Genomic DNA, 18851 nt, shown 5'->3' with positions numbered 1-18851 from the left:
ACCTCACGAATAGATGCAGTCGCGGAGTGTGATCAGACCACGCTGCAACTCTGTTTTTGGGGCTACCAATGCAACCCGGATAAAGCCTTTGCCCGGGTTGTTCCCCGGATCACCTTGTGAAAGATATGCGCCCGGCAGGACCCGAACCCCGGTGTCCTTCCAGACCTTCAATGCAGTGTCTTCGCCGTTGTCGACCGGCAGCCACAAGAAGAACCCGGCCTCAGGTGACATGTATCCCTGCACGCCCGCGAAGACTTCATCCGCGATGGCGTATTTTTCCTGATAGAGCGCGCGGTTTTCACGGACGTGTTCTTCATCTGCCCAGACCTTTGACGCAGCGGCCTGCAAGGGCAACGGCAAAGGCGACCCGGCATAAGTGCGCAATTGCTTGACCTGTTTGATCGTCTCCGGCCCGCCCGCGATCAGCCCCGACCGCAACCCGGCGAGGTTCGAGCGTTTGGAGAGCGAGTTGAACAGCGTGATCCGTTCAGGATCAGCGCCCAGTTCTTGTGCGACGGTCAGAATACCTGTTGGGGCCGTGTCCCGGTAAATCTCGGAATAACATTCGTCGGCGAAGATGCGGAAATCGTATTGCTCGGCCAAACGGATCAATTCAGCCCAGTAATCGCGCGAGGCGACGGCCCCCTGCGGGTTGGCAGGTGAGCAGATATAGGCCACAGCGGTGCGATTCAGCACCTCAGCCGGTAGACCGGCATAATCTGGCAGATGACCGGTTGCGGCGGTTGCAGGCACAAAAAAGGGCTGCGCGCCTACCGAAAGCGAAGCGACCATATAGACCTGATAAAACGGATTCGGGCACAGAATGATCGGTTGCTGGCCGTTCTTTTGTTCAGGGCACAGCGCCATAGCGGCGTTGTACAACCCCTCACGGGTGCCGTTCAGCGCCATCACATTTGCATCCGGGTCCATCTGAACGCCATAGCGGCGATGAATCCAATCCGTGATTGCACCACGCAGGTCTTCCGAACCTTCGTTCGGGGGATAGCCCTGAAACCCAGAGGCGTTTTCCATTATGACATCCGTCACCCAGGCCGGAAAATCATGCGTGGGTGCACCAATCGTCATGTGAACGACGTCACCGCCCGGCTGGTGATGATCCAACAGGGCGCGCAGACGCGGGAATGCATAAGCCGGTAGGTTTGAAAACCGCTCGGGGAAATCCATAATACTGCCTCAATATCGGGGTCATTTACGCCCCGTTTTTTTGGCAGATTACAGCCCGGGCCCCTCTTCGTCCAGACAAAGAGGTTCCGAATCAGGGGATTGTGGCATTCAGGCCAGTACCACTTCTGCTGCTGAGCCCAACCGCAAAAGGGCCTCTTCCGAGCCGGGATAACCCAACATCATCAACCCGCAACTGGGGGTTCCGGTGGGTAGGCTCAGCGCTGCAAGACCCATCAGATTGCCAATCCGCGTGTTGCGTAGGGCCAGTAGATTCTCGGTCACGTAGTAGTCGTGGTCGCTCATCAAGCGCTCCAGATTAGGCGGCAGAATCGGGGCCGTAGGGGCCAGAACTGCGTCGAATCCGGCGGTTGCTGCGTCCCATGCGGTGCGGCAAGCCTTGAGCTTGGACCAGGCAGCCACATAGTCGGGGCCAGAGAACCCCATACCAATACGGAACCGTTCAAGGATCTCTGGGTACATCGCTTCGGGGTTTGCCTCGATCACGTCGCGCCACAGCCCATAGGCCTCGGTTGTGTAGACGATGCTGGTCAGGGTCATGGCCTCGTTCAGTGCGGGCACCTCCAAAGGCACGATTTCAGCCCCCGCATCCGCAAGTTTCGCAAGGGCTTCTTCGTATGCCTTACCCGGTGCGTCACGCAGATCGTCCTTGGCGATGTTCTGCAAATCGGCAAAACGCCGGCCTTTCAGCGACGCACCGCGCAGATCGGCTGGCGTTCCACCTTCGAGCAAAGCCAACATTTGCGCGGCGTCTTCAACCGACCGCGCCAGCGGCCCGACCGTGTCAAACCGCAAGCAGAGCGGTACGACACCTTCCAGACCGAGCCGCCCGGAGGTGGTTTTCAGACCGACCAGATCATTCCAAGCCGATGGGATCCGAACCGACCCGCCGGTGTCCGAGCCAATGCCACAAGCGGCCAAACCCCAAGCGACCGAGGCGGCCGCCCCTGAAGACGACCCTCCGGGCACTGCAGATTCATCGTTAATGCAGGGCGGTGTTTCAGTAATCGGGTTGAGGCCAAGGCCAGAGAAGGCCAGCTCGCTCATATGCGTTTTGCCCAGACAGACGGTGCCCATCTGAGTCGCATTGCGCAACACCAATGCATCCGCATCCGGCACACGATCCTTTAGCAGCGCCGAACCCGCCTCGGTCACTGTACCCGCCGTATCGAACAGATCTTTCCAACTGATGGGGACGCCGTCCAGCAAGGACCGGCGCAGGCCCAGTTTGGCGCGCTGCTGGGCTGCTTCAGCCTCGGATCGGGCGCGCTCATGGGTGACACGGGCATAGATGCGGTCCCGATGCGGATGAGAGTCGATGGCAGACAGGTAGGTTTCCGTCAGTTCAACCGGGTCAATCTGACCCATCCCAATGCCACGGCCCAAATCACACGCGGTCATGGTCAACCAATCCAGCATCTTGCCCCTCCGGAATTTTCAGCTTTGGGCGACGGTAGCGACAGGACTGCACATGGACAATCCCGAAAGGGCGCGCATATTGCAGGGCATGACACAGGCATCTGATATTCTGATCGTGGGCGGCGGGCTGAACGGCCCCGCTTTGGCTCTGGCACTGGCACAAACAGGTCACTCAGTCACGGTGATCGATGCGTTGGCCGAAAAGGTCCGGAAGAACGCCGCCTTTGACGGCCGTGCCTATGCGTTGGCTTTGGCCTCACAACGCTTGCTGGATGCGACAGGAGTGTGGGCGCACGTGGCTGAGCACGCCCAACCAATGCTGGAAATCAAGGTCACAGACGGTCACGCGGGCGCAGGCCCCTCACCCTTTTTTATGCATTTCGACCATGCCGAGATCGAAGAAGGCCCGATGGGGTATATGGTCGAAGACCGCCATCTGCGCCGCGCTTTTCTGGACGCGATGGCCGAGGAGCCGCGCATCACCCAGATAAGCGGCAAGACAGTTGTATCCCAACAGAGCGACGCCACTGGGGTGACCTTAACGTTGGACGACGGCACAACCGTGGGCGGTAGCCTGCTGGTTGGGTGCGACGGCCGCCGCAGTGGCACCGCGGCACGGGCGGGCATCAAACGCACCGGTTGGGATTATGGTCAGACCGCGCTGGTCTGTGCCATCGAACATGACCTGCCGCACAATGGCATTGCCCATCAGTTCTTCATGCCACCCGGCCCGCTTGCGATTCTGCCGCTGACCGGAAACCGCAGCTCTATCGTCTGGAGCGAGCGTACCGAGACTGCGGCACGGATCAACGCCATGTCTGAAGAAGATTATCTGCAAGTGCTACGCCTGCGTTTCGGCGATTTCCTAGGTGAGATACGCTTGGCAGGCGACCGTTTCACATACCCGCTGAACCTGACCATAGCCAATTCCTTCATCGGCGACCGCATGGCACTGGTTGGGGACGCCGCCCACGGGATGCACCCCATTGCCGGTCAAGGCCTAAATGCCGGCCTGCGCGATGTCGGGGCTTTGGCTGAGGTTGTGACACTGGCTGGGCGGCGCGGTGAGGATATCGGCTCGGTCATGGTGCTAGAGCGTTATCAGGAATGGCGTCGCTTTGACACCGCCTCGCTTGCGATAGCGACGGATGTCTTCAACAAGCTGTTTTCCAACGACAATCCCTTGCTGCGTCTCGGTCGAGATATTGGAATGGGCATTGTCGGGTCATTGCCCGGATTGCGCCGTGGCTTTGTGCGCGAGGCCGCCGGGTTGACCGGAGATCTGCCCAAATTGCTGCAAGGGCGGGCAATTTAGTCGAGCTGCCGCGCCTCATCGATCAGCATGACCGGGATCCCGTTGCGAATGGGAAAAGCCAGCCCGGCAGCTTTTGACACAAGCTCTTGTTTTTCCGCGTCATAGTGCAGCGTGGTGTGGGTCTGCGGGCAGATCAACGCTTCGAGCATATGCCGATCAAAAGTATGGTCAGAGTCGGTCATTGTAGTTTTTCCTCATTCGATCCGCCGCGCATGGCGAATTCAATCAGCGTCACCAAGGTCTCACGCCGGGTGCGCAGGCAGGGGGCCTCCAAAAGAGCTTGTTTTTCTTCGGGATCGAAATCCAAAAGCATGGACAATGAGTTCACAAGCAACTCATCCTCTGCGTCTTTCATAGACTCCCAATCGGTCGACAATTGCCTGGACAAAAAGAAGCGTTCCAAAAGGGTCAGGAATTTTGTGCGATTGAACCCGTCGTCTTTCTCGGCCTTACCAAGATCGCGATCGAATCCATCCCACGAGACAGCACACCGGCGATAGGGTGTGAACGCGTCCAACTCTGACACAATGCGGAAGCGGGACACTCCGGTCAAAGTGATCAGATAGCGACCGTCTTCTGTTTCGGAAAACTGCGTCACACGCCCTGCACATCCAATGCGGTGCAGCTTTTTCTCGTCACTGACCGAAGGGTTCGGCTGAACCATCGCGATCAGTCTTTCCTTGGTTTTCAGCGCATCGTCCAGCATCTGTAGATAGCGCGGCTCGAAGATATGCAGAGGCAACGGCGACCGAGGCAACAGCAGTGCCCCGGGCAAAGGAAAAACGGATACCGTATCCGGCAGGTCGGCGGGATGCATCATGTACCCAATTCTAGCTCTGATCAGAGATTAGGCAAATATCATCGAGCTGAGTTTGCGACGCCCGTTCAGAACGATCGGATCATTGGGTTTGAGCGCATCAAAAATGGTAAATAGCTGCGCCTTAGCTGCGCCGTCATTCCACTCACGGTCCCGGCGGAACAGCTCCAGCAGTTGCGACACTGCCTCCTCCACTTCACCGTTTGCGTGCAGGGCCTGGGCCAGATCAAACCGGGCTTGGTGGTTTTCAGGATCAGCCTCAACAGCAGCCGTCAGTTCAGCAACAGGGCCTGCATCCGCGGCCTGCTTGGCCAGCTCTAGCTGTGCATGAGCAGCCTCCAGCTCGGCAGATGTCGAAATCTCGGCCGGGGCGCCATTCAGGATCGCCTCGGCCTGTTCCAGATCGCCGGTGGCGATATGCGCACGCACCAAGCCGCCATAGGCCGCCGCGTGGTTGGGGTCTTCACCCAGAATGGCTGAAAAGGTCTGCGCCGCGTCTGCAGCCGCGCCTTCGGTCAGCATTTCCTCGGCGGCTTGCACGGCATCATCCAGCTGACCGCCTGGGCTTTCACCGCCAGCCGCTTCGATTACACGGTCGACAAACGCCTTGATCTCGGACCCTGGCAGCGCGCCCTGAAACCCATCGACAGGTTGGCCTTTGAAGAAAGCGTAAACGGTTGGGATCGACTGGATACGCATTTGCGAGGCGATCATCTGCGCCTCATCCACGTTGATCTTGACCATCTTCACCGCGCCTTTTGCGACAGTTACGGCCTCTTCCAGCATTGGACCCAAAGTTTTGCACGGACCACACCAAGGTGCCCAGAAATCAACGATAACGGGTGTTTCCTGCGAAGCTTCGACCACGTCGGCCATGAAAGTGGCCTCGCTCCCGTCTTTGATCAGATCGGTGGCTGGGGCGTCTGCGCCGTTCAGAAGGTCCATGGCAATCACTCTCTCGTTCGAACTTGCGCCCTATATGCAATCGCTTGCAGCAGAAACCAAGGGCAGAGTTACATCTCAGACGTCAAAGGTCGCAAAGACCGGAGCATGATCGCTGGGCTTTTCCCACCCGCGCGCGTCCCGCAGGACACGGCTGGAATGGCCTGCGTTGGAAATATCCGGCGTGGCCCAGACATGATCCAGCCGTCGCCCTTTATCCGCTGCATCCCAGTCGCGTGCGCGATACGACCACCAGCTATAAAGCTGCCCCTCGGGAATATCCTGCCGCGTAATGTCGACCCAACCACCTGCGTCCTGTGTTTCAGCCAGATGTTCAACTTCGATAGGTGTGTGCGAGACAACCTTGAGCAGTTGTTTATGCGACCAGACATCATCTTCACGCGGGGCGATGTTCAGATCGCCGACCAGAATGGATTTCTGAGGCTTCTCCGCATGGAACCAGTCGCGCATGTCGGTGAGGTAATCGAGTTTCTGGCCGAACTTCTCATTCACATCCCGATCCGGCACGTCACCACCTGCCGGGACATAGAAGTTGTGGATGGTAACACCGTTTTCCAACCGTCCGGCGATGTGGCGCGCGTGGCCCAAACCGGCGAAATCCTTGTCGCCCACCTCCTCCATCGGTAGGCGCGACAGGATCGCGACGCCGTTATAGCCCTTCTGACCGCGTGCAACCATGTGGGTAAAGCCCAGCTCGGCAAACCCTTCCGTCGGGATCTTTTCGACAGGCGATTTACATTCCTGCAGGCACAAAACATCCGGCGCTTCGTCCTGAAGTAGCTTCAGCACGATGGGCTCGCGCAGGCGGACCGAGTTGATGTTCCAGGTGGCAAGGGTGAAGGGCATGGGGGAATCCTCTGTCGCGGTTGGGCGGAGGTTAGCGTGGTGTGGGACGGGGTGCCATGGGAAAAGGCCCCAAAAGCCAGGTCAACGAATGACCGCTATGCGGGACTTTTCTGCCTTTCAATTGTTCACCTCAAAGGTCTGCTTCATCGAAGTAAACAACACTAGCCCACAAAAGCAGGTTCTTTCCAGCCATTGACTATCGAAGGAGCTTTAGAGCTATGGTGGCGACTAGCGCATTTATTCAGGCTGATAAGCGCACTCATGGTTAACCATTTCTAAAATGCTGAACGGCACAATTGTGTGCCGAACAAAAGGCCTAGTGTGCGATGTGACCCTGATTGAACCCCAAGAATATCGAGAAGCCTTTGTGCAATATCTGCGCAAGGGCACGCCAATCCGTTTTGAGACGAAGAACGCCAAACCTGCCACCCACTACATCTGGCGAACGCGTCGCGATGGTAAGGTTCGGTCAGCACATGCCGAACGCGAAGGCCAGATTTTTTCATGGGACAATCCACCAGAAGGCGGACACCCTGGGGAAGCCTACGGTTGCCGTTGCACGGCGGAACCATATTTCACCGAGGTTTCCGAGTTTATGGAAATTGCCTTGCAGGGTGTCTCAGGTAGTGGTGCCGCTTGGAGCAGTAGTGATTTTGTGAACCACTATTACCGTGGCAATGGTCGAGGCGTCATTGTACGCGAGACCGGCCACCTTTCCGCAATCGTCAGTCAATACATGGCTTTGGTGGATAAAAACCTGAAAGACCAAGTTGCGAGGGCAGCTCGCGAGAAGCGCGATGGCAGTTTCTCTGATACGTTTTACAACACCTATGGCATGACAGGTGTCGTTTTCAGTATTGGTGATACAGTGATCGGCGGGGAATTTTCAGTGAACGTCGAAGAACAGCATGGTGTGCTGGCCGTTGGAGGCTCAATTGAGTTCTATTTGAGGGACGAATTTGCTGATCCGGCTGATATAGGTGTTGAAGTCATTGATCCAGGAGAGACGATTTTTGAGAACATACACAGGCCGCTAGATAACTACCTTCGGGGGCGCACCGGCCTTCCACCGCGTGGTCCTCAACGGCTCGGGATTCAAACTGGTGGACCGTATTCAATAACTGACGATTGGTCGGGAACCTTGAGAGGACAAATCTACCTAGACCCTGCGCGAAGTGCCTATGGATAAATTCCGCGTCCTTTTCGTTACCGGAACATGTGTTGCAATTTTTGCAATCGCCTTCTCTTGGGGTGTTCCAACACGCTGCGTTCAGCTTCCGAACGGTATGAATATCGGCAAGCAAGCCCTGATCGACCTGAACAGGCCATATTTCATACCCGATATTGTCCCAAAGTTCAGAAACGGACGGTCGCTACTACCTGGAGACGCATGGCCGTTCTTTACCACAGAAACAACAGTTCACGGGCTTGCGCTAGAAACCGATCCCGAAGATGATTTCTGGTTCGCATGGCGTGAAGACACTGGTTTGGTCCTAAAGAAAGAAAACCTTTCGCTTTATGAAACGCTCGTTTCCGAAGCTGGCGCACCGATGGGCAACAAAGGTATCAATGTCGTAGGTTCTCATGTCGTGATGATGGAACTGCAAAGACGACCGGAATATGCCAATCAAACGTGTCGAACGCGATGGGTAACAATCGGAACGGGTAATCTCTAGGCCGCAACCGCCTCAGCACTGTTTTTCGCCATTTTTATATTCCGCACGGTGGTCGCGTGCCATTTGCCGCCCCGCGCGTTCAATTCCGCCGCGATCTGGCGAAGGGATGCAACACGGCCGACCTTCGCGCGTCGCGCAGCATAGTGCATTTTGGGCTCTAAGCAGCCATCTTGCCAACCACCCCAAAAAAAAGCCGGGCCATTCGGCCCGGCAGTCCAACAGGGAGGTGCATGTCATAACCCGGACATGCGCGGGTTGGGAGTAACCTAATTATGAGTACAGGGTATCACTTTGATCCAAGTCAATCCACACCCAGTTAAGACACCAGCCGATATCCACCCGATTCTGTGACCAAAAGGCGCGCATTGGACGGATCGGGCTCGATTTTCTGACGAAGACGGTAGATGTGGGTTTCCAGCGTGTGGGTTGTCACACCGGCGTTATAACCCCAGACCTCATGCAGCAGCACGTCCCGCGCGACGACGCCGTCGGTCGAGCGGTACAGGAACTTGAGAATGTTCGTTTCCTTCTCGGTCAGGCGAATTTTGCGGTCATCTTCGGTGATCAGCATCTTCATCGCTGGCTTGAACGTATAGGGGCCAAGCACAAAGACGGCATCTTCTGACTGCTCATGCTGGCGCAGCTGGGCACGGATGCGGGCCAGAAGAACCGGGAATTTGAAAGGTTTGGAGACATAGTCGTTCGCGCCTGCATCCAGCCCAAGGATGGTATCGGCATCGCTGTCATGACCGGTCAGCATCAGGATGGGGCTTTTAACGCCTTGTTTGCGCATCAGGCGGCACAGCTCGCGCCCGTCGGTATCAGGCAGGCCGACATCCAGAATGACCAGGTCATAAATCGCCTCACGCGCACGTTCCATCGCCGAGGTCCCGTCAGAGGCTTCGAACACATCGAAATCCTCGGTCATTACAAGTTGCTCGCTGAGCGCCTCGCGCAGATCCTCGTCATCGTCCACCAACAGGATTTTCTTGAGCTGAGCCATTTCCCGGTCCTCCAAACGCTTTTCCATCACTTGCGTGTGGAATATGAATTCAACAAGCTTTACTGCAATCGTCTCACGCCTTCGTGTCAGAGTTTGCAGAAATGTTTCACATTTCCTTTCGTAAGAGATAGGAAAAGGGCTGAACGTTGTAGGGTAACCTAGATGAGCCTCACCCCCGATATTTCTGAATTGCTGGCCCGCGCACGGGCTGATCTGCGTATGGGTGTTCCCGTGGCCCTTACCGATGACAGTGGCTACAGCGTACTTGCTGTTTCTGCGGAAACGCTCAGCCCGCAGCGTTTGGCCGATCTGAAGGCGTTGGGAACGCCGGTTGTGGCCATAACCGGACGGCGGGCCGAAACGCTAAAGGCACGCGCCTACGACGGAGATCTCGCGCGGGTTTTGGTTCCCGCAGATGCGGATATTACCTGGGTTCAGGCGGTGGCAGATCCTTCGGACGACTTGAACGCGCCGATGAAAGGCCCGTTGATGACCGAGCGGCAGGGCAATGCCAATCTGCACCGTATCGCAATCGCGCTGGCAAAATCCGCGCGAATCCTGCCGGCAGCTGTGGTTGTTTCCATCGAAGACGGGCGTTCCTTTGCTGCCACGCACGGCCTGACATGCATCGATCACACGCGAGCGGCACCACATCTGGCAGATCGCAGCGCATTGCACGAAGTGGTTGCCGCGCGCCTGCCAATGGAAGTGTCAGAGGCCGGTCGCCTGCACATCTTCCGCCCCGAAGACGGTGGCGAAGAACACTATGCCGTCGAAATCGGCCGCCCGGACCGGGACAAACCGGTATTGGCCCGTTTGCACTCGGCCTGTTTTACCGGTGACCTGATGGGCAGTCTGAAATGTGACTGTGGTCCGCAGTTACGCGGAGCATTGGCGCAGATGGGATCTGAAGGTGCTGGCGTTCTGCTTTATCTCAATCAGGAGGGTCGCGGCATCGGATTGGCCAACAAAATGCGGGCCTATTTCCTTCAGGATCAAGGCTTTGACACGGTCGAAGCCAACCACAGGCTGGGCTTTGAGGATGACGAGCGCGATTTCCGGCTTGGTTCGGACATTCTGAAGTCACTGGGCTTCAACTCGGTCAGGTTGTTGACCAACAACCCTGCCAAGATCGCAATGATGGAGCGGACAGGGATCGCTGTAACCGAGCGCGTGCCTTTGAAAGTGGGTGAAACGGCTCATAACCGGGGGTATCTGGCGACAAAAGCCGCGAAATCGGGGCATTTGCTTTGACCCCCAGCGATCTTGTGCTGACCCCGCGTGGCGTTCGGTTTCTGGGCAGGGTTTTCCCTTGCACCATTGGCAAGGGCGGAGTGAGCAAGTTCAAGCGTGAAGGCGATGGTGCCACCCCCAACGGGCATCACCGGATTGTCGGGATGCTCTACCGCGCGGACAGGATTGCACGCCCAACGTACTGGGCGCACCCGATTGGCCCTCAGGATTTATGGTCGGATGACGTATCCGACACCAACTACAACCACATGGTGACCGCGCCTTATGCCTTTAGCCACGAAAAACTGCAACGAGCCGACCCGCTGTACGATCTGGTTCTTTTGACGGACTGGAACTGGCCTAACGCCGTCCCCGGGAAAGGGTCAGCCATCTTTTTGCATCAGTGGCGCCGACCCGGATATCCGACCGAAGGTTGTGTCGCCTTTCGCCGAGACCACCTGCATTGGATCGCTGATCGCGTTGCCCCCGGAACCCGCCTGATTATTCCTGAGGTTTGACCCGTTCGCCAAAAATGGCCGAACCAACACGCACATGGGTTGCACCCAAGGCAATGGCTTGCTCGAAATCGCCACTCATCCCCATCGACAGCCCCTCCAGACCGTTGCGTGAAGCAATCTTGGCCAGAAGCGCGAAATGTAATGAGGGTTCTTCGTCGACAGTGGGAATACACATCAATCCACGCACAGGAAGATCAAGCGCTTTGCAATCAGCAATGAACTTATCCGCGTCGGCGGGAAGAATACCGGCCTTTTGTTCCTCTTCACCTGTATTGACCTGAATGAACAGATCAGGGCAGGTTCCCATCTCTTGCGCCAAGCGGGCCAGCGTTTTGGCCAGTTTTGGACGATCCACCGAATGAATCGCATCGCATAACTCCATCGCCTGCCGGGCCTTGTTGGTTTGCAACGGGCCGATAAGGTGCAGATCAATTCCTTCGAACTGCTCTTTGAAGGCCGGCCATTTGCTGGCGGCCTCTTGCACCCGATTCTCTCCGAAACACCTGTGCCCCTGTGCCAGAACTGCCTGCACGCGTTCATTCGGCTGCACTTTGGACACTGCGATCAGTTTCACTGAACCAACCGGACGCTCGGATTTGGATTCTGCTTTGGCGATACGAGCGGTGATATCTTGCAGCGACATGGGATCCTCAATCTGTATTTGGCGCAGAAAAACACCAAGTCGGCACAAAAGAAAAGGGCGAGTCCGAAGACCCGCCCTCAAACCTTACGGTTCAGATCAGCTTAGAAGTTGAACTGAGCACCGAAGTCAGCAACGATGGTCGAGTCTGCGCAGATGTCGCAGTCGTTCACACCGATACCACCGCGCAGCGATGCACCGCCGCCCAGGTCGTAGATCGCGCCAAGTGCAACCTGCTGCAGGTCGGCATCAGCGTTACCGTCACCGTAGGTGAACAGCAGAGTGGTTGCAGCGCCCAGGTTGTAGGCTGCCGACAGACCCCATGCGGTGCCGTCAGTTGCTGCGATCTCGGTTGCGTCGTCTGCAACGAACAGAGTACCCGAGAAGTCACCGAATTCTGCACCCAGGGTCAGAACGGTCAGGCTCGGATCGCTAACACCGGAAATACCAGCGTCGGTCTGACCATAGGCCACAGCGGCGGTGATGTTGTTGAAGGTGTAAGTCGCGCTGATGTCCCAGCGGTCAGCATCGGTTGCAACGCCGTTAACACCAACGGTCGCCTGATCATACGATGCACCAAATGCGAAGTCACCAACCGAGTACTGGAAGAACACAGCGTTCGAACCCGAACCGGTCGACGAGTAACCCAGGAAGCTGTAGTCAACACCCGAGTACTGGCCTGCGAACAGTTCCAGACCTACTTCGTTGCCATAGTAGTTTGCCAAGTTGTCGAAGGCACCTGCAACGTTGCCCGCGTCAACACGCAGACCGCCGAAGATGACCGAGAAGCGTGCGCCGTTCAGGCCGGCCGAGTTTGCTTCACCGGTGCTGCTGTCTTCGTCAGCTTGCAGACGAACACGACCTTCGAAACGAACGCCACCGTCAGTTTCTACGATGCCGTCGATGTTCAGACGGAAACGCGAAACCAGGATTGCGTCGTCGGTGTCAACAACTGCGGAGTTGATGGTGGTAACAACGCCACCCGAAGTGGAGATGTTCGGAACGGTACCGGAACGATCTTCAACGTAGCCCAGACCAAAACGGCCGTAACCGCTGAATTTAACTTCAGCTGCTGCAACGCCTGCGGTCGCGATCAGCGCCGTAGTTGCGAAGAGAACTTTTTTCATCTTGTTTCCCTCGGTTTCAAAAAGAGTTATCTACTCGACACATGCCTCGGCATATGTCTCAGCACGGACACCGTTTCGCTCTTTTTGCCCCCTTTGCGCAAGCTTGGCATAAACGCTGCGGTGTCATTGGGGGCAAATTGGTGCAAGGATGCCACAGTCCATTTCCCCCCAAGACCAGCCACCTACCGGGATTTCACAAGAATAGGCTTGTTGCAGCGGGGGTCCTTGGCTAGGAGTATCCCTTGAATACTGCACAACAAGTGAAACAGGACCTGTTTACAATGCGCCTGCCGACGATTTTGGGATTGATCATGCTGACCGCCACTATTTCGGCATGCGGGCAGAATCAAAGCGCCACGACGACTTATACGCCCAATCTCGCAGGCGGAAATTCCGACGAGCGAGAGTTGAATGACCCTAACCGCTCGACGATTTGGGATATTTTCGACCGCAGCACAGCCGAGCAGGTGACAAATGTGAACCGCTACCTGTGGGCGGCTTCACTTGATGTGCTGAACTTCCTGCCGGTTCAAGAGGTCGATCCATTTACCGGTGTGATCGTAACGGGTTACGGCACACCACCGGGTGGAGGACGCTCTTATAGGGCCACGGTTCACATCAGCGACCCGGCCCTTGCAGCACGGTCATTGTCAGTGGCACTGCAATCCAGCGGAGGCTCTCCGGTTAGCGCGGCGACGACGCGTGCAGTCGAGGACGCGATTCTGTCTCGAGCCCGTCAACTACGCATCGCGGACAACAAGTTCTAGCAACCCGCCGAAAATCACACTAATACCACGCCGGGTTCCTACCCGGCGTTTTCATTCACTAAGGACCGCACGATGTCGCGCTACTCGGCCAACGAAATCGAAGCAAAATGGCAAAAGGCCTGGGACAAGGCCGGAATCTTCACCGCTAACCACAAGGCGGACAAGCCAAAGTATTATGTGCTTGAGATGTTCCCCTACCCCTCGGGCCGAATCCATATGGGGCATGTGCGCAACTACACCATGGGTGACGTGATTGCGCGTCACAAGCTGGCGACAGGGCATAATGTGCTGCACCCGATGGGCTGGGACGCCTTCGGGATGCCTGCGGAAAACGCCGCGATGGCCATTGGTGGCCACCCCAAAGACTGGACTTACGGCAACATCGCCGACATGCGCGGGCAGATGAAACCTTTGGGCCTGTCTATCGACTGGTCTCGTGAATTCGCCACCTGTGACCCTGAATACTACGGCCAGCAGCAGGCATTGTTCCTGGATATGCTCGAAGCCGGGTTGGTTTACCGCAAAAACGCCGTGGTGAACTGGGATCCGGTCGACATGACCGTTCTGGCCAACGAACAGGTGGAAAACGGACGCGGCTGGCGTTCGGGCGCATTGGTCGAGCGTCGTGAACTGACCCAATGGTTCTTCAAGATTTCGGACTATTCAGAAGAATTGCTCGACGCGCTGGATACATTGGACAACTGGCCCGCCAAAGTGCGCCTGATGCAGGAAAACTGGATCGGCAAGTCGCGCGGCCTGCAATTCGGGTTTGAACGCACCGATGGTGGCGACCCAATCACGGTTTACACGACTCGTCCCGACACGCTGCTAGGCGCGTCTTTTGTTGGTATCTCGCCGGATCATCCAATTGCCAAGCAGCTCGAGGCCGAAAACCCAGAAGTTGCTGAATTTGTTTCCGAATGCCGCAAAGGTGGTACCACCGAAGAGGCCATCGAGACGGCAGAAAAGCTGGGCTATGACACCGGTATTCGCGTCAAGCACCCGCTGGACCCGAACTGGGAACTGCCGGTTTGGATCGCGAACTTCATCCTAATGGACTACGGCACCGGCGCAATCTTTGCCTGCCCGGCGCATGACCAGCGCGATCTTGATTTCTGCCGCAAATACGGTCTGCCCGTGGTCGATACGTTCTTTGCGCTCGAAGATGACACGCCGGTCGACAAAATCGCGTTCGTTCCACCTAAAACCGAAAAAGTCTGCTGGGTGAACCATTTCGCGGGCCTGACCGAAGCAACGGGTGACGAGGCCATCAATGCTACCGTCGATTTCGCCGAAAAGGCCGGTTGGGGCGAAGGCGTCACCAAATACCGCCTGCGTGACTGGGGCCTCAGCCGCCAGCGCTATTGGGGCTGCCCGATTCCTGTTGTGCACTGCGACAGCTGCGGTGTGGTGCCCGAGAAGAAAGAAAACCTGCCAGTCCGCCTGCCCGACGATGTGACATTCGACAAACCGGGCAACCCGTTGGACCGCCACCCGACGTGGCGCGACTGTGCCTGCCCGAAATGTGGGGCTCCGGCCAAGCGCGAAACCGATACGATGGACACCTTTGTTGATTCGTCTTGGTATTTTGCCCGTTTCACTGCGCCGCGCGCCGAAACGCCCACCGATCTGGCCGAAGCTGAATACTGGATGAATGTCGATCAGTATATCGGCGGCATCGAGCACGCGATTCTGCACTTGCTCTATTCCCGATTCTTTGCACGCGCGATGAACATAACCGGTCACCTGCCGAAAAAGGCCATCGAGCCGTTCGATGCGCTGTTCACGCAAGGCATGGTGACGCATGAGATCTACCAGACTCGCGACGCTAACGGCCGCCCGGTCTATCACCTGCCCGAGGATGTGACTGACGGCAAACTGGCTGATGGCACTGAGGTCGAGATTATCCCTTCGGCCAAGATGTCGAAATCCAAGAAGAACGTGGTGGACCCGGTCAGCATCATCTCGGCCTTCGGTGCCGACACCGCGCGCTGGTTCGTGCTGTCCGATTCGCCGCCTGAGCGGGATGTGGAATGGACCGCATCGGGCGCTGAGGCTGCATTCAAGCACCTCAGCCGTGTGCATCGCATCGCGTCGGAAATCGCAGAGTCGGACGTTCCGGCCAATGCCGAGGACGAAGCCCTGCTGCGCGAAATGCACAAGGCGATCCACGACGTGTCGGGTGGCGTCGAATCCTTTGGCTTCAACGCATCGATCGCCAAGCTATATGCCTTCACCAACACGCTGGCCAAGTCCAAAGCTGGCACCGCGGCCAAACGCGAAGCAGCCAAAACGCTGGCGCAACTGATGTCGCCGATGACCCCGCACCTGTCTGAAGAGCTTTGGCAGCTGCTGGGTGGCGAAGGTCTGGTGGCCACCGCAACCTGGCCCGTCGCGGATGAGGCGATGCTGATCGACGACACCGTCACCCTGCCGATTCAAATCAATGGCAAGCGTCGTGCGGAAATCAGCGTCTCCAAGGATCTGGCCAAGGACGAGGTTGAAAAAATCGCGCTCAGCACCGAAGCTGTGCAAAAGGCGCTGGATGGTAACGCGCCCAAGAAAGTGATCGTAGTTCCAGGTCGGATCGTGAATGTCGTTGTTTAACCGCAGGACCCTTTTGCTGATGCCGCTGGCCGCCTGTTTCCTTGGCGCGGCCTGTGGCTTCCAACCGGTCTACGCACCCGGGGGAACGGGTTCGCAACTCTACGGCAAAGTTGCTGTGTCCGAGCCGAACAATGTCGACAGCTATCTTCTGGTCCAGAATCTGGAACAGCAACTGGGTCGCAGCGCCGGTGCGGTCAGCGCGTACAAACTGGACGTGCGGGTCACGACCGTGACGCGTGGGGCCGCGATCACCACGACGAATGAAACGCAACGGTACACGATTGACGGGCGGGCCCAGTATACGCTGCGGTCCAACGAAACCGGACAAATCGTAGCCTCGGGCACGGCCTCCGACTTTGTGTCTTACTCCGCCGCAGGTTCAACCGTTTCCACACTGGCTGATGAGCGCGACGCCAAAGACCGCCTGATGGTTATTCTGTCGAGCCAGATCGTGAACCGACTGAATGCAACACCGGATCTGGCCACATGAAGCTGAGCCCGCGCGAGGCTGATGGATATTTCTCCAAGCCGGACGCGGACAAGACCGGGTTGCTGATCTATGGCGCAGATGCCATGCGGGTCGCGCTCAAGCGTCAGCAGGTTCTGGCAGCTTTGCTTGGCCCCGGTGCCGAAGAGGAAATGCGCCTGACGCGCCTGCCTGGCAGCGACCTGCGCGGCGATCCCGCGTTGTTGCTGGATGCCGTCAAGGCCGTTGGGTTCTTTCCCGGTCCCCGCGCGGTATTTGTCGAAGAGGCCACCGAAACCGCAGCACCTTCGATTCTGGCCGCGCTTGAGGATTGGGCCCCCGGAGACGCCCAGATCATCGTCACGGCCGGGCAGCTGAAACCCAGTTCGAAAATTCGCAAAGCATTCGAAGCACACCCCGCGGCTTATGCGGTTGGCATCTATGACGACCCGCCATCCCGCGCCGAGGTGGAACGGAATCTGACCGAATCGGGCCTGAAGAATATACCCCGCGACGTCATGTCTGCCATCAGCGAGCTGGCCGTCAGCCTCAGCCCCGGCGATTTCGCCCAAACCGTTGAGAAACTGTCGCTTTACAAGCGCGGGGACAGTTCAGAACTGACCATCGAAGACATCGAGGCTTGCGCCCCGCGCTCGACCGAAGCCGCGTTGGACGATGTTCTTAACGTGGTAGCCGAAGGTCGCGCGGGCGAGATCGGACCATTGATCCGGCGCTTGCAGGCGCAAGGGACAAATGGTGTGACATTGTGCATTGGGGCGACCCGGCATTTTCGAACGCTTTATGCCTGCGCCTCGGATCCGGGCGGCGCGGCACAGGGTATCGGCAAGCTGCGCCCGCCGGTTTATGGCAAGCGGCGGGACCGTATTCTGCGACAGGCGCAGGGATGGGGTGCACCCAAGCTGGAAACTGCGCTGACGGTTCTGACCGACACGGATCTATCGCTTCGGTCTGCAGGTCAAACGGCACCCGCTATGGCCCTGGTGGAACGTGCCATGATCCGCCTTGCGATGCTGGCGCGATCACGTTGAACTACCGGTTCTTTTCCAGCCAATCTGCGGCTGCCAGACCAGCCCAACGCCCCGTGGCCAGACAGGCTGTCAGCAAATAGCCCCCTGTCGGGGCCTCCCAGTCCAACATCTCTCCGGCGCAGAACACACCCGGCAACGCGGTCAGCATCAGCCCGTCATCCAATGACGCCCTTTTTACGCCCCCTGCCGTCGAGATTGCTTCGTCTATCGGACGCAGACCAGCGTGCAAGATGGGCAGTTTCTTTAACACTGCAACCTGATCTGGTTGACCTGTGCCGCTGCGTTTCATCATCTCGTGAAACAACGCAACCTTCTGAGGCGATAGGTTCAGCGACTTTCTAAGCCATTGGGACAGTGTAACCTTCGACCGTTTCGCACCATAGCGCGCCTCAAGGGTTTGCTGATCCAGATCGGGCACCAAATCCACAAACAACGGCTGTCCAGCACGCAAGGCTGGGGTGAGCGAATACAGCCCGCCGCCCTCCAGCCCCATTGCAGAAATTGCGGCTTCCCCGCGACTTTCAGAATCGCCTGCTATCCAACGGACCGATTTCAACGCGGCCCCAAAATGCAGCCGCATATGGTCGCTCCAATCCACGGACAGGGCAGAATTCGCAGGCTCGAAAGAAGCCAGAGCCACACCTCTGCTTGCAAGAGCCTCTGCCCATTGACCGTCCGAGCCAAGGCGTGCCCAGCTTGCCCCACCCAGCGCCAGTACGGTGGCATCTGGTGAAATACTGCGCGGCCCGTCGGGTGTGTTAAATATCAGCGCCTCGCCTTCCCAACCTGTCCAGCGCCAGCGGGTTTTGACCTCAACCTTTGCATCGCTTAACCGGGCCAGCCAGGCCCGCAACAGGGGCGAGGCTTTCATAACCTCGGGAAAAACCCGGCCTGTTGAACCCGTAAACAAGGGCTGACCCAAGTCACGCGCCCAGCGCTGTACTGCCTCGGAATCGAAAGCAGAAATCATCGGATTCAACCAATCCGCAGCCTCGCCGTATGCGCGGATCAAGGTACCGAACGGCTCATCTTTGGTCAGGTTCAGCCCGGATTTTCCAGCCATCAGGAACTTACGCGCGACTGATGGTTTGGCCTCGGCCACCAGCACGGAATGCCCTGCAGCGGCCAGTTGTTCAGCGGCCATCAACCCGGTGGGGCCTGCTCCGATCACCACTGCCTGCGCCATTCACACCCTCTTGCCT

At 57.6% G+C, this 18851-nt stretch carries 19 protein-coding genes; 9 read left to right on the top strand and 10 right to left on the bottom strand.

Features of this window, described 5'->3' with window-relative positions:
* Positions 1-3: 3 nt before the first annotated feature.
* Both GS636_RS15365 and GS636_RS15360 read right to left on the bottom strand, forming a co-directional pair.
* Positions 4-1185 (bottom strand): aminotransferase class I/II-fold pyridoxal phosphate-dependent enzyme, encoded by a 1182-nt coding sequence (locus GS636_RS15365; RefSeq protein WP_171670415.1) that lies wholly within the window; start codon positions 1183-1185, stop codon positions 4-6.
* Positions 1186-1293: 108 nt separating this feature from the next.
* Complete coding sequence (locus GS636_RS15360; RefSeq protein ID WP_171670413.1) at positions 1294-2622, bottom strand: amidase; 1329 nt, start codon at positions 2620-2622, stop codon at positions 1294-1296.
* 52 nt (positions 2623-2674) lie between these two features.
* On the opposite strand from GS636_RS15360, the gene GS636_RS15355 reads away from it, so the two are divergent.
* Complete coding sequence (locus tag GS636_RS15355; protein WP_253762825.1) at positions 2675-3937, top strand: FAD-dependent monooxygenase; 1263 nt, start codon at positions 2675-2677, stop codon at positions 3935-3937.
* On the opposite strand, the gene GS636_RS15350 is transcribed toward GS636_RS15355, so the two are convergent.
* From GS636_RS15350 to GS636_RS15335, 4 genes are all read right to left on the bottom strand, one after another.
* Positions 3934-4119 (bottom strand): Trm112 family protein, encoded by a 186-nt coding sequence (locus tag GS636_RS15350; protein ID WP_171670411.1) that lies wholly within the window; start codon positions 4117-4119, stop codon positions 3934-3936. The genes GS636_RS15355 and GS636_RS15350 overlap by 4 nt on opposite strands.
* Positions 4116-4757 (bottom strand): LON peptidase substrate-binding domain-containing protein, encoded by a 642-nt coding sequence (locus GS636_RS15345; protein WP_171095851.1) that lies wholly within the window; start codon positions 4755-4757, stop codon positions 4116-4118. Before GS636_RS15345 ends, GS636_RS15350 begins: the two co-directional genes overlap by 4 nt.
* 27 nt (positions 4758-4784) lie before the next feature.
* Positions 4785-5699, bottom strand: a complete 915-nt coding sequence (gene trxA, locus GS636_RS15340) for a thioredoxin (RefSeq protein WP_171670408.1) — start codon at positions 5697-5699, stop codon at positions 4785-4787.
* 75 nt (positions 5700-5774) lie between these two features.
* The gene (locus GS636_RS15335; protein ID WP_171670406.1) at positions 5775-6563 is read right to left on the bottom strand and encodes an exodeoxyribonuclease III; all 789 of its coding nucleotides are present in this window, start codon (positions 6561-6563) and stop codon (positions 5775-5777) included.
* A gap of 328 nt (positions 6564-6891) precedes the next feature.
* Here GS636_RS15335 and GS636_RS15330 point away from each other — a divergent pair, with 328 nt between their 5' ends.
* Together GS636_RS15330 and GS636_RS15325 are read left to right on the top strand one after the other, a co-directional pair.
* Complete coding sequence (locus tag GS636_RS15330; RefSeq protein WP_216602926.1) at positions 6892-7752, top strand: phage minor head protein; 861 nt, start codon at positions 6892-6894, stop codon at positions 7750-7752.
* Positions 7745-8239, top strand: a complete 495-nt coding sequence (locus GS636_RS15325) for a hypothetical protein (RefSeq protein WP_171105859.1) — start codon at positions 7745-7747, stop codon at positions 8237-8239. Before GS636_RS15330 ends, GS636_RS15325 begins: the two co-directional genes overlap by 8 nt.
* Before the next feature lie 316 nt (positions 8240-8555).
* Here the strand turns inward: GS636_RS15325 and GS636_RS15320 are convergent, their stop codons facing one another.
* Positions 8556-9242, bottom strand: a complete 687-nt coding sequence (locus GS636_RS15320; protein ID WP_171096035.1) for a response regulator transcription factor — start codon at positions 9240-9242, stop codon at positions 8556-8558.
* Between the two features lie 162 nt (positions 9243-9404).
* Between GS636_RS15320 and ribA the strand changes: the two genes are divergently transcribed.
* Positions 9405-10496, top strand: a complete 1092-nt coding sequence (gene ribA / locus GS636_RS15315; RefSeq protein WP_171188635.1) for a GTP cyclohydrolase II — start codon at positions 9405-9407, stop codon at positions 10494-10496.
* Entirely contained in the window at positions 10493-10993 is a 501-nt protein-coding gene (locus GS636_RS15310) for a L,D-transpeptidase (protein ID WP_171670401.1), read from the top strand. The genes ribA and GS636_RS15310 overlap by 4 nt, the downstream gene beginning before the upstream one ends.
* Here the strand turns inward: GS636_RS15310 and GS636_RS15305 are convergent.
* Together GS636_RS15305 and GS636_RS15300 are read right to left on the bottom strand one after the other, a co-directional pair.
* Positions 10977-11636, bottom strand: a complete 660-nt coding sequence (locus GS636_RS15305) for a YggS family pyridoxal phosphate-dependent enzyme (protein ID WP_171670398.1) — start codon at positions 11634-11636, stop codon at positions 10977-10979. The two genes, GS636_RS15310 and GS636_RS15305, sit on opposite strands and share 17 nt — an antisense overlap.
* Positions 11637-11737: 101 nt before the next feature.
* A complete protein-coding gene (locus GS636_RS15300) occupies positions 11738-12760 on the bottom strand; it encodes a porin (RefSeq protein ID WP_171670396.1) in 1023 nt (340 codons plus the stop codon).
* A 281-nt stretch (positions 12761-13041) separates the two neighbouring features.
* Here GS636_RS15300 and GS636_RS15295 point away from each other — a divergent pair, with 281 nt between their 5' ends.
* From GS636_RS15295 to holA, 4 genes are all read left to right on the top strand, one after another.
* Complete coding sequence (locus GS636_RS15295; RefSeq protein WP_171188751.1) at positions 13042-13527, top strand: DUF3576 domain-containing protein; 486 nt, start codon at positions 13042-13044, stop codon at positions 13525-13527.
* A gap of 72 nt (positions 13528-13599) precedes the next feature.
* Positions 13600-16134, top strand: coding sequence for a leucine--tRNA ligase (leuS, locus tag GS636_RS15290; RefSeq protein ID WP_171670394.1), 2535 nt, complete (start codon positions 13600-13602; stop codon positions 16132-16134).
* Positions 16121-16624 carry an LPS assembly lipoprotein LptE gene (gene lptE / locus GS636_RS15285; protein ID WP_171095832.1) on the top strand — a complete coding sequence of 168 codons (504 nt, stop codon included), beginning with the start codon at positions 16121-16123 and terminating at the stop codon, positions 16622-16624. Before leuS ends, lptE begins: the two co-directional genes overlap by 14 nt.
* Complete coding sequence (holA, locus tag GS636_RS15280) at positions 16621-17649, top strand: DNA polymerase III subunit delta (RefSeq protein ID WP_171670392.1); 1029 nt, start codon at positions 16621-16623, stop codon at positions 17647-17649. Before lptE ends, holA begins: the two co-directional genes overlap by 4 nt.
* 1 nt (position 17650) lies before the next feature.
* On the opposite strand, the gene GS636_RS15275 is transcribed toward holA, so the two are convergent.
* The gene (locus GS636_RS15275; protein WP_171670390.1) at positions 17651-18835 is read right to left on the bottom strand and encodes a TIGR03862 family flavoprotein; all 1185 of its coding nucleotides are present in this window, start codon (positions 18833-18835) and stop codon (positions 17651-17653) included.
* Positions 18836-18851 lie beyond the last annotated feature (16 nt).

The sequence above is a fragment of the Ruegeria sp. HKCCD4884 genome (assembly GCF_013110855.1).
Classification (GTDB): domain Bacteria; phylum Pseudomonadota; class Alphaproteobacteria; order Rhodobacterales; family Rhodobacteraceae; genus Ruegeria.
The sequence above is the reverse complement of the archived record's forward strand: the minus strand, read 5'-3'. Positions and strand labels throughout refer to the sequence as shown.

What these genes read in the sequence shown, in the direction of transcription:
- GS636_RS15365 (WP_171670415.1), bottom strand. Translation starts at nt 1,185, where the DNA reads ATGGATTTCCCCGAGCGGTTTTCAAACCTACCGGCTTATGCATTCCCG.
- GS636_RS15360 (WP_171670413.1), bottom strand. Translation starts at nt 2,622, where the DNA reads ATGCTGGATTGGTTGACCATGACCGCGTGTGATTTGGGCCGTGGCATT.
- GS636_RS15355 (WP_253762825.1), top strand. Translation starts at nt 2,675, where the DNA reads ATGGACAATCCCGAAAGGGCGCGCATATTGCAGGGCATGACACAGGCA.
- GS636_RS15350 (WP_171670411.1), bottom strand. Translation starts at nt 4,119, where the DNA reads ATGACCGACTCTGACCATACTTTTGATCGGCATATGCTCGAAGCGTTG.
- GS636_RS15345 (WP_171095851.1), bottom strand. Translation starts at nt 4,757, where the DNA reads ATGATGCATCCCGCCGACCTGCCGGATACGGTATCCGTTTTTCCTTTG.
- trxA (WP_171670408.1), bottom strand. Translation starts at nt 5,699, where the DNA reads ATGGACCTTCTGAACGGCGCAGACGCCCCAGCCACCGATCTGATCAAA.
- GS636_RS15335 (WP_171670406.1), bottom strand. Translation starts at nt 6,563, where the DNA reads ATGCCCTTCACCCTTGCCACCTGGAACATCAACTCGGTCCGCCTGCGC.
- GS636_RS15325 (WP_171105859.1), top strand. Translation starts at nt 7,745, where the DNA reads ATGGATAAATTCCGCGTCCTTTTCGTTACCGGAACATGTGTTGCAATT.
- GS636_RS15320 (WP_171096035.1), bottom strand. Translation starts at nt 9,242, where the DNA reads ATGGCTCAGCTCAAGAAAATCCTGTTGGTGGACGATGACGAGGATCTG.
- ribA (WP_171188635.1), top strand. Translation starts at nt 9,405, where the DNA reads ATGAGCCTCACCCCCGATATTTCTGAATTGCTGGCCCGCGCACGGGCT.
- GS636_RS15305 (WP_171670398.1), bottom strand. Translation starts at nt 11,636, where the DNA reads ATGTCGCTGCAAGATATCACCGCTCGTATCGCCAAAGCAGAATCCAAA.
- GS636_RS15300 (WP_171670396.1), bottom strand. Translation starts at nt 12,760, where the DNA reads ATGAAAAAAGTTCTCTTCGCAACTACGGCGCTGATCGCGACCGCAGGC.
- GS636_RS15295 (WP_171188751.1), top strand. Translation starts at nt 13,042, where the DNA reads ATGCGCCTGCCGACGATTTTGGGATTGATCATGCTGACCGCCACTATT.
- leuS (WP_171670394.1), top strand. Translation starts at nt 13,600, where the DNA reads ATGTCGCGCTACTCGGCCAACGAAATCGAAGCAAAATGGCAAAAGGCC.
- lptE (WP_171095832.1), top strand. Translation starts at nt 16,121, where the DNA reads ATGTCGTTGTTTAACCGCAGGACCCTTTTGCTGATGCCGCTGGCCGCC.
- holA (WP_171670392.1), top strand. Translation starts at nt 16,621, where the DNA reads ATGAAGCTGAGCCCGCGCGAGGCTGATGGATATTTCTCCAAGCCGGAC.
- GS636_RS15275 (WP_171670390.1), bottom strand. Translation starts at nt 18,835, where the DNA reads ATGGCGCAGGCAGTGGTGATCGGAGCAGGCCCCACCGGGTTGATGGCC.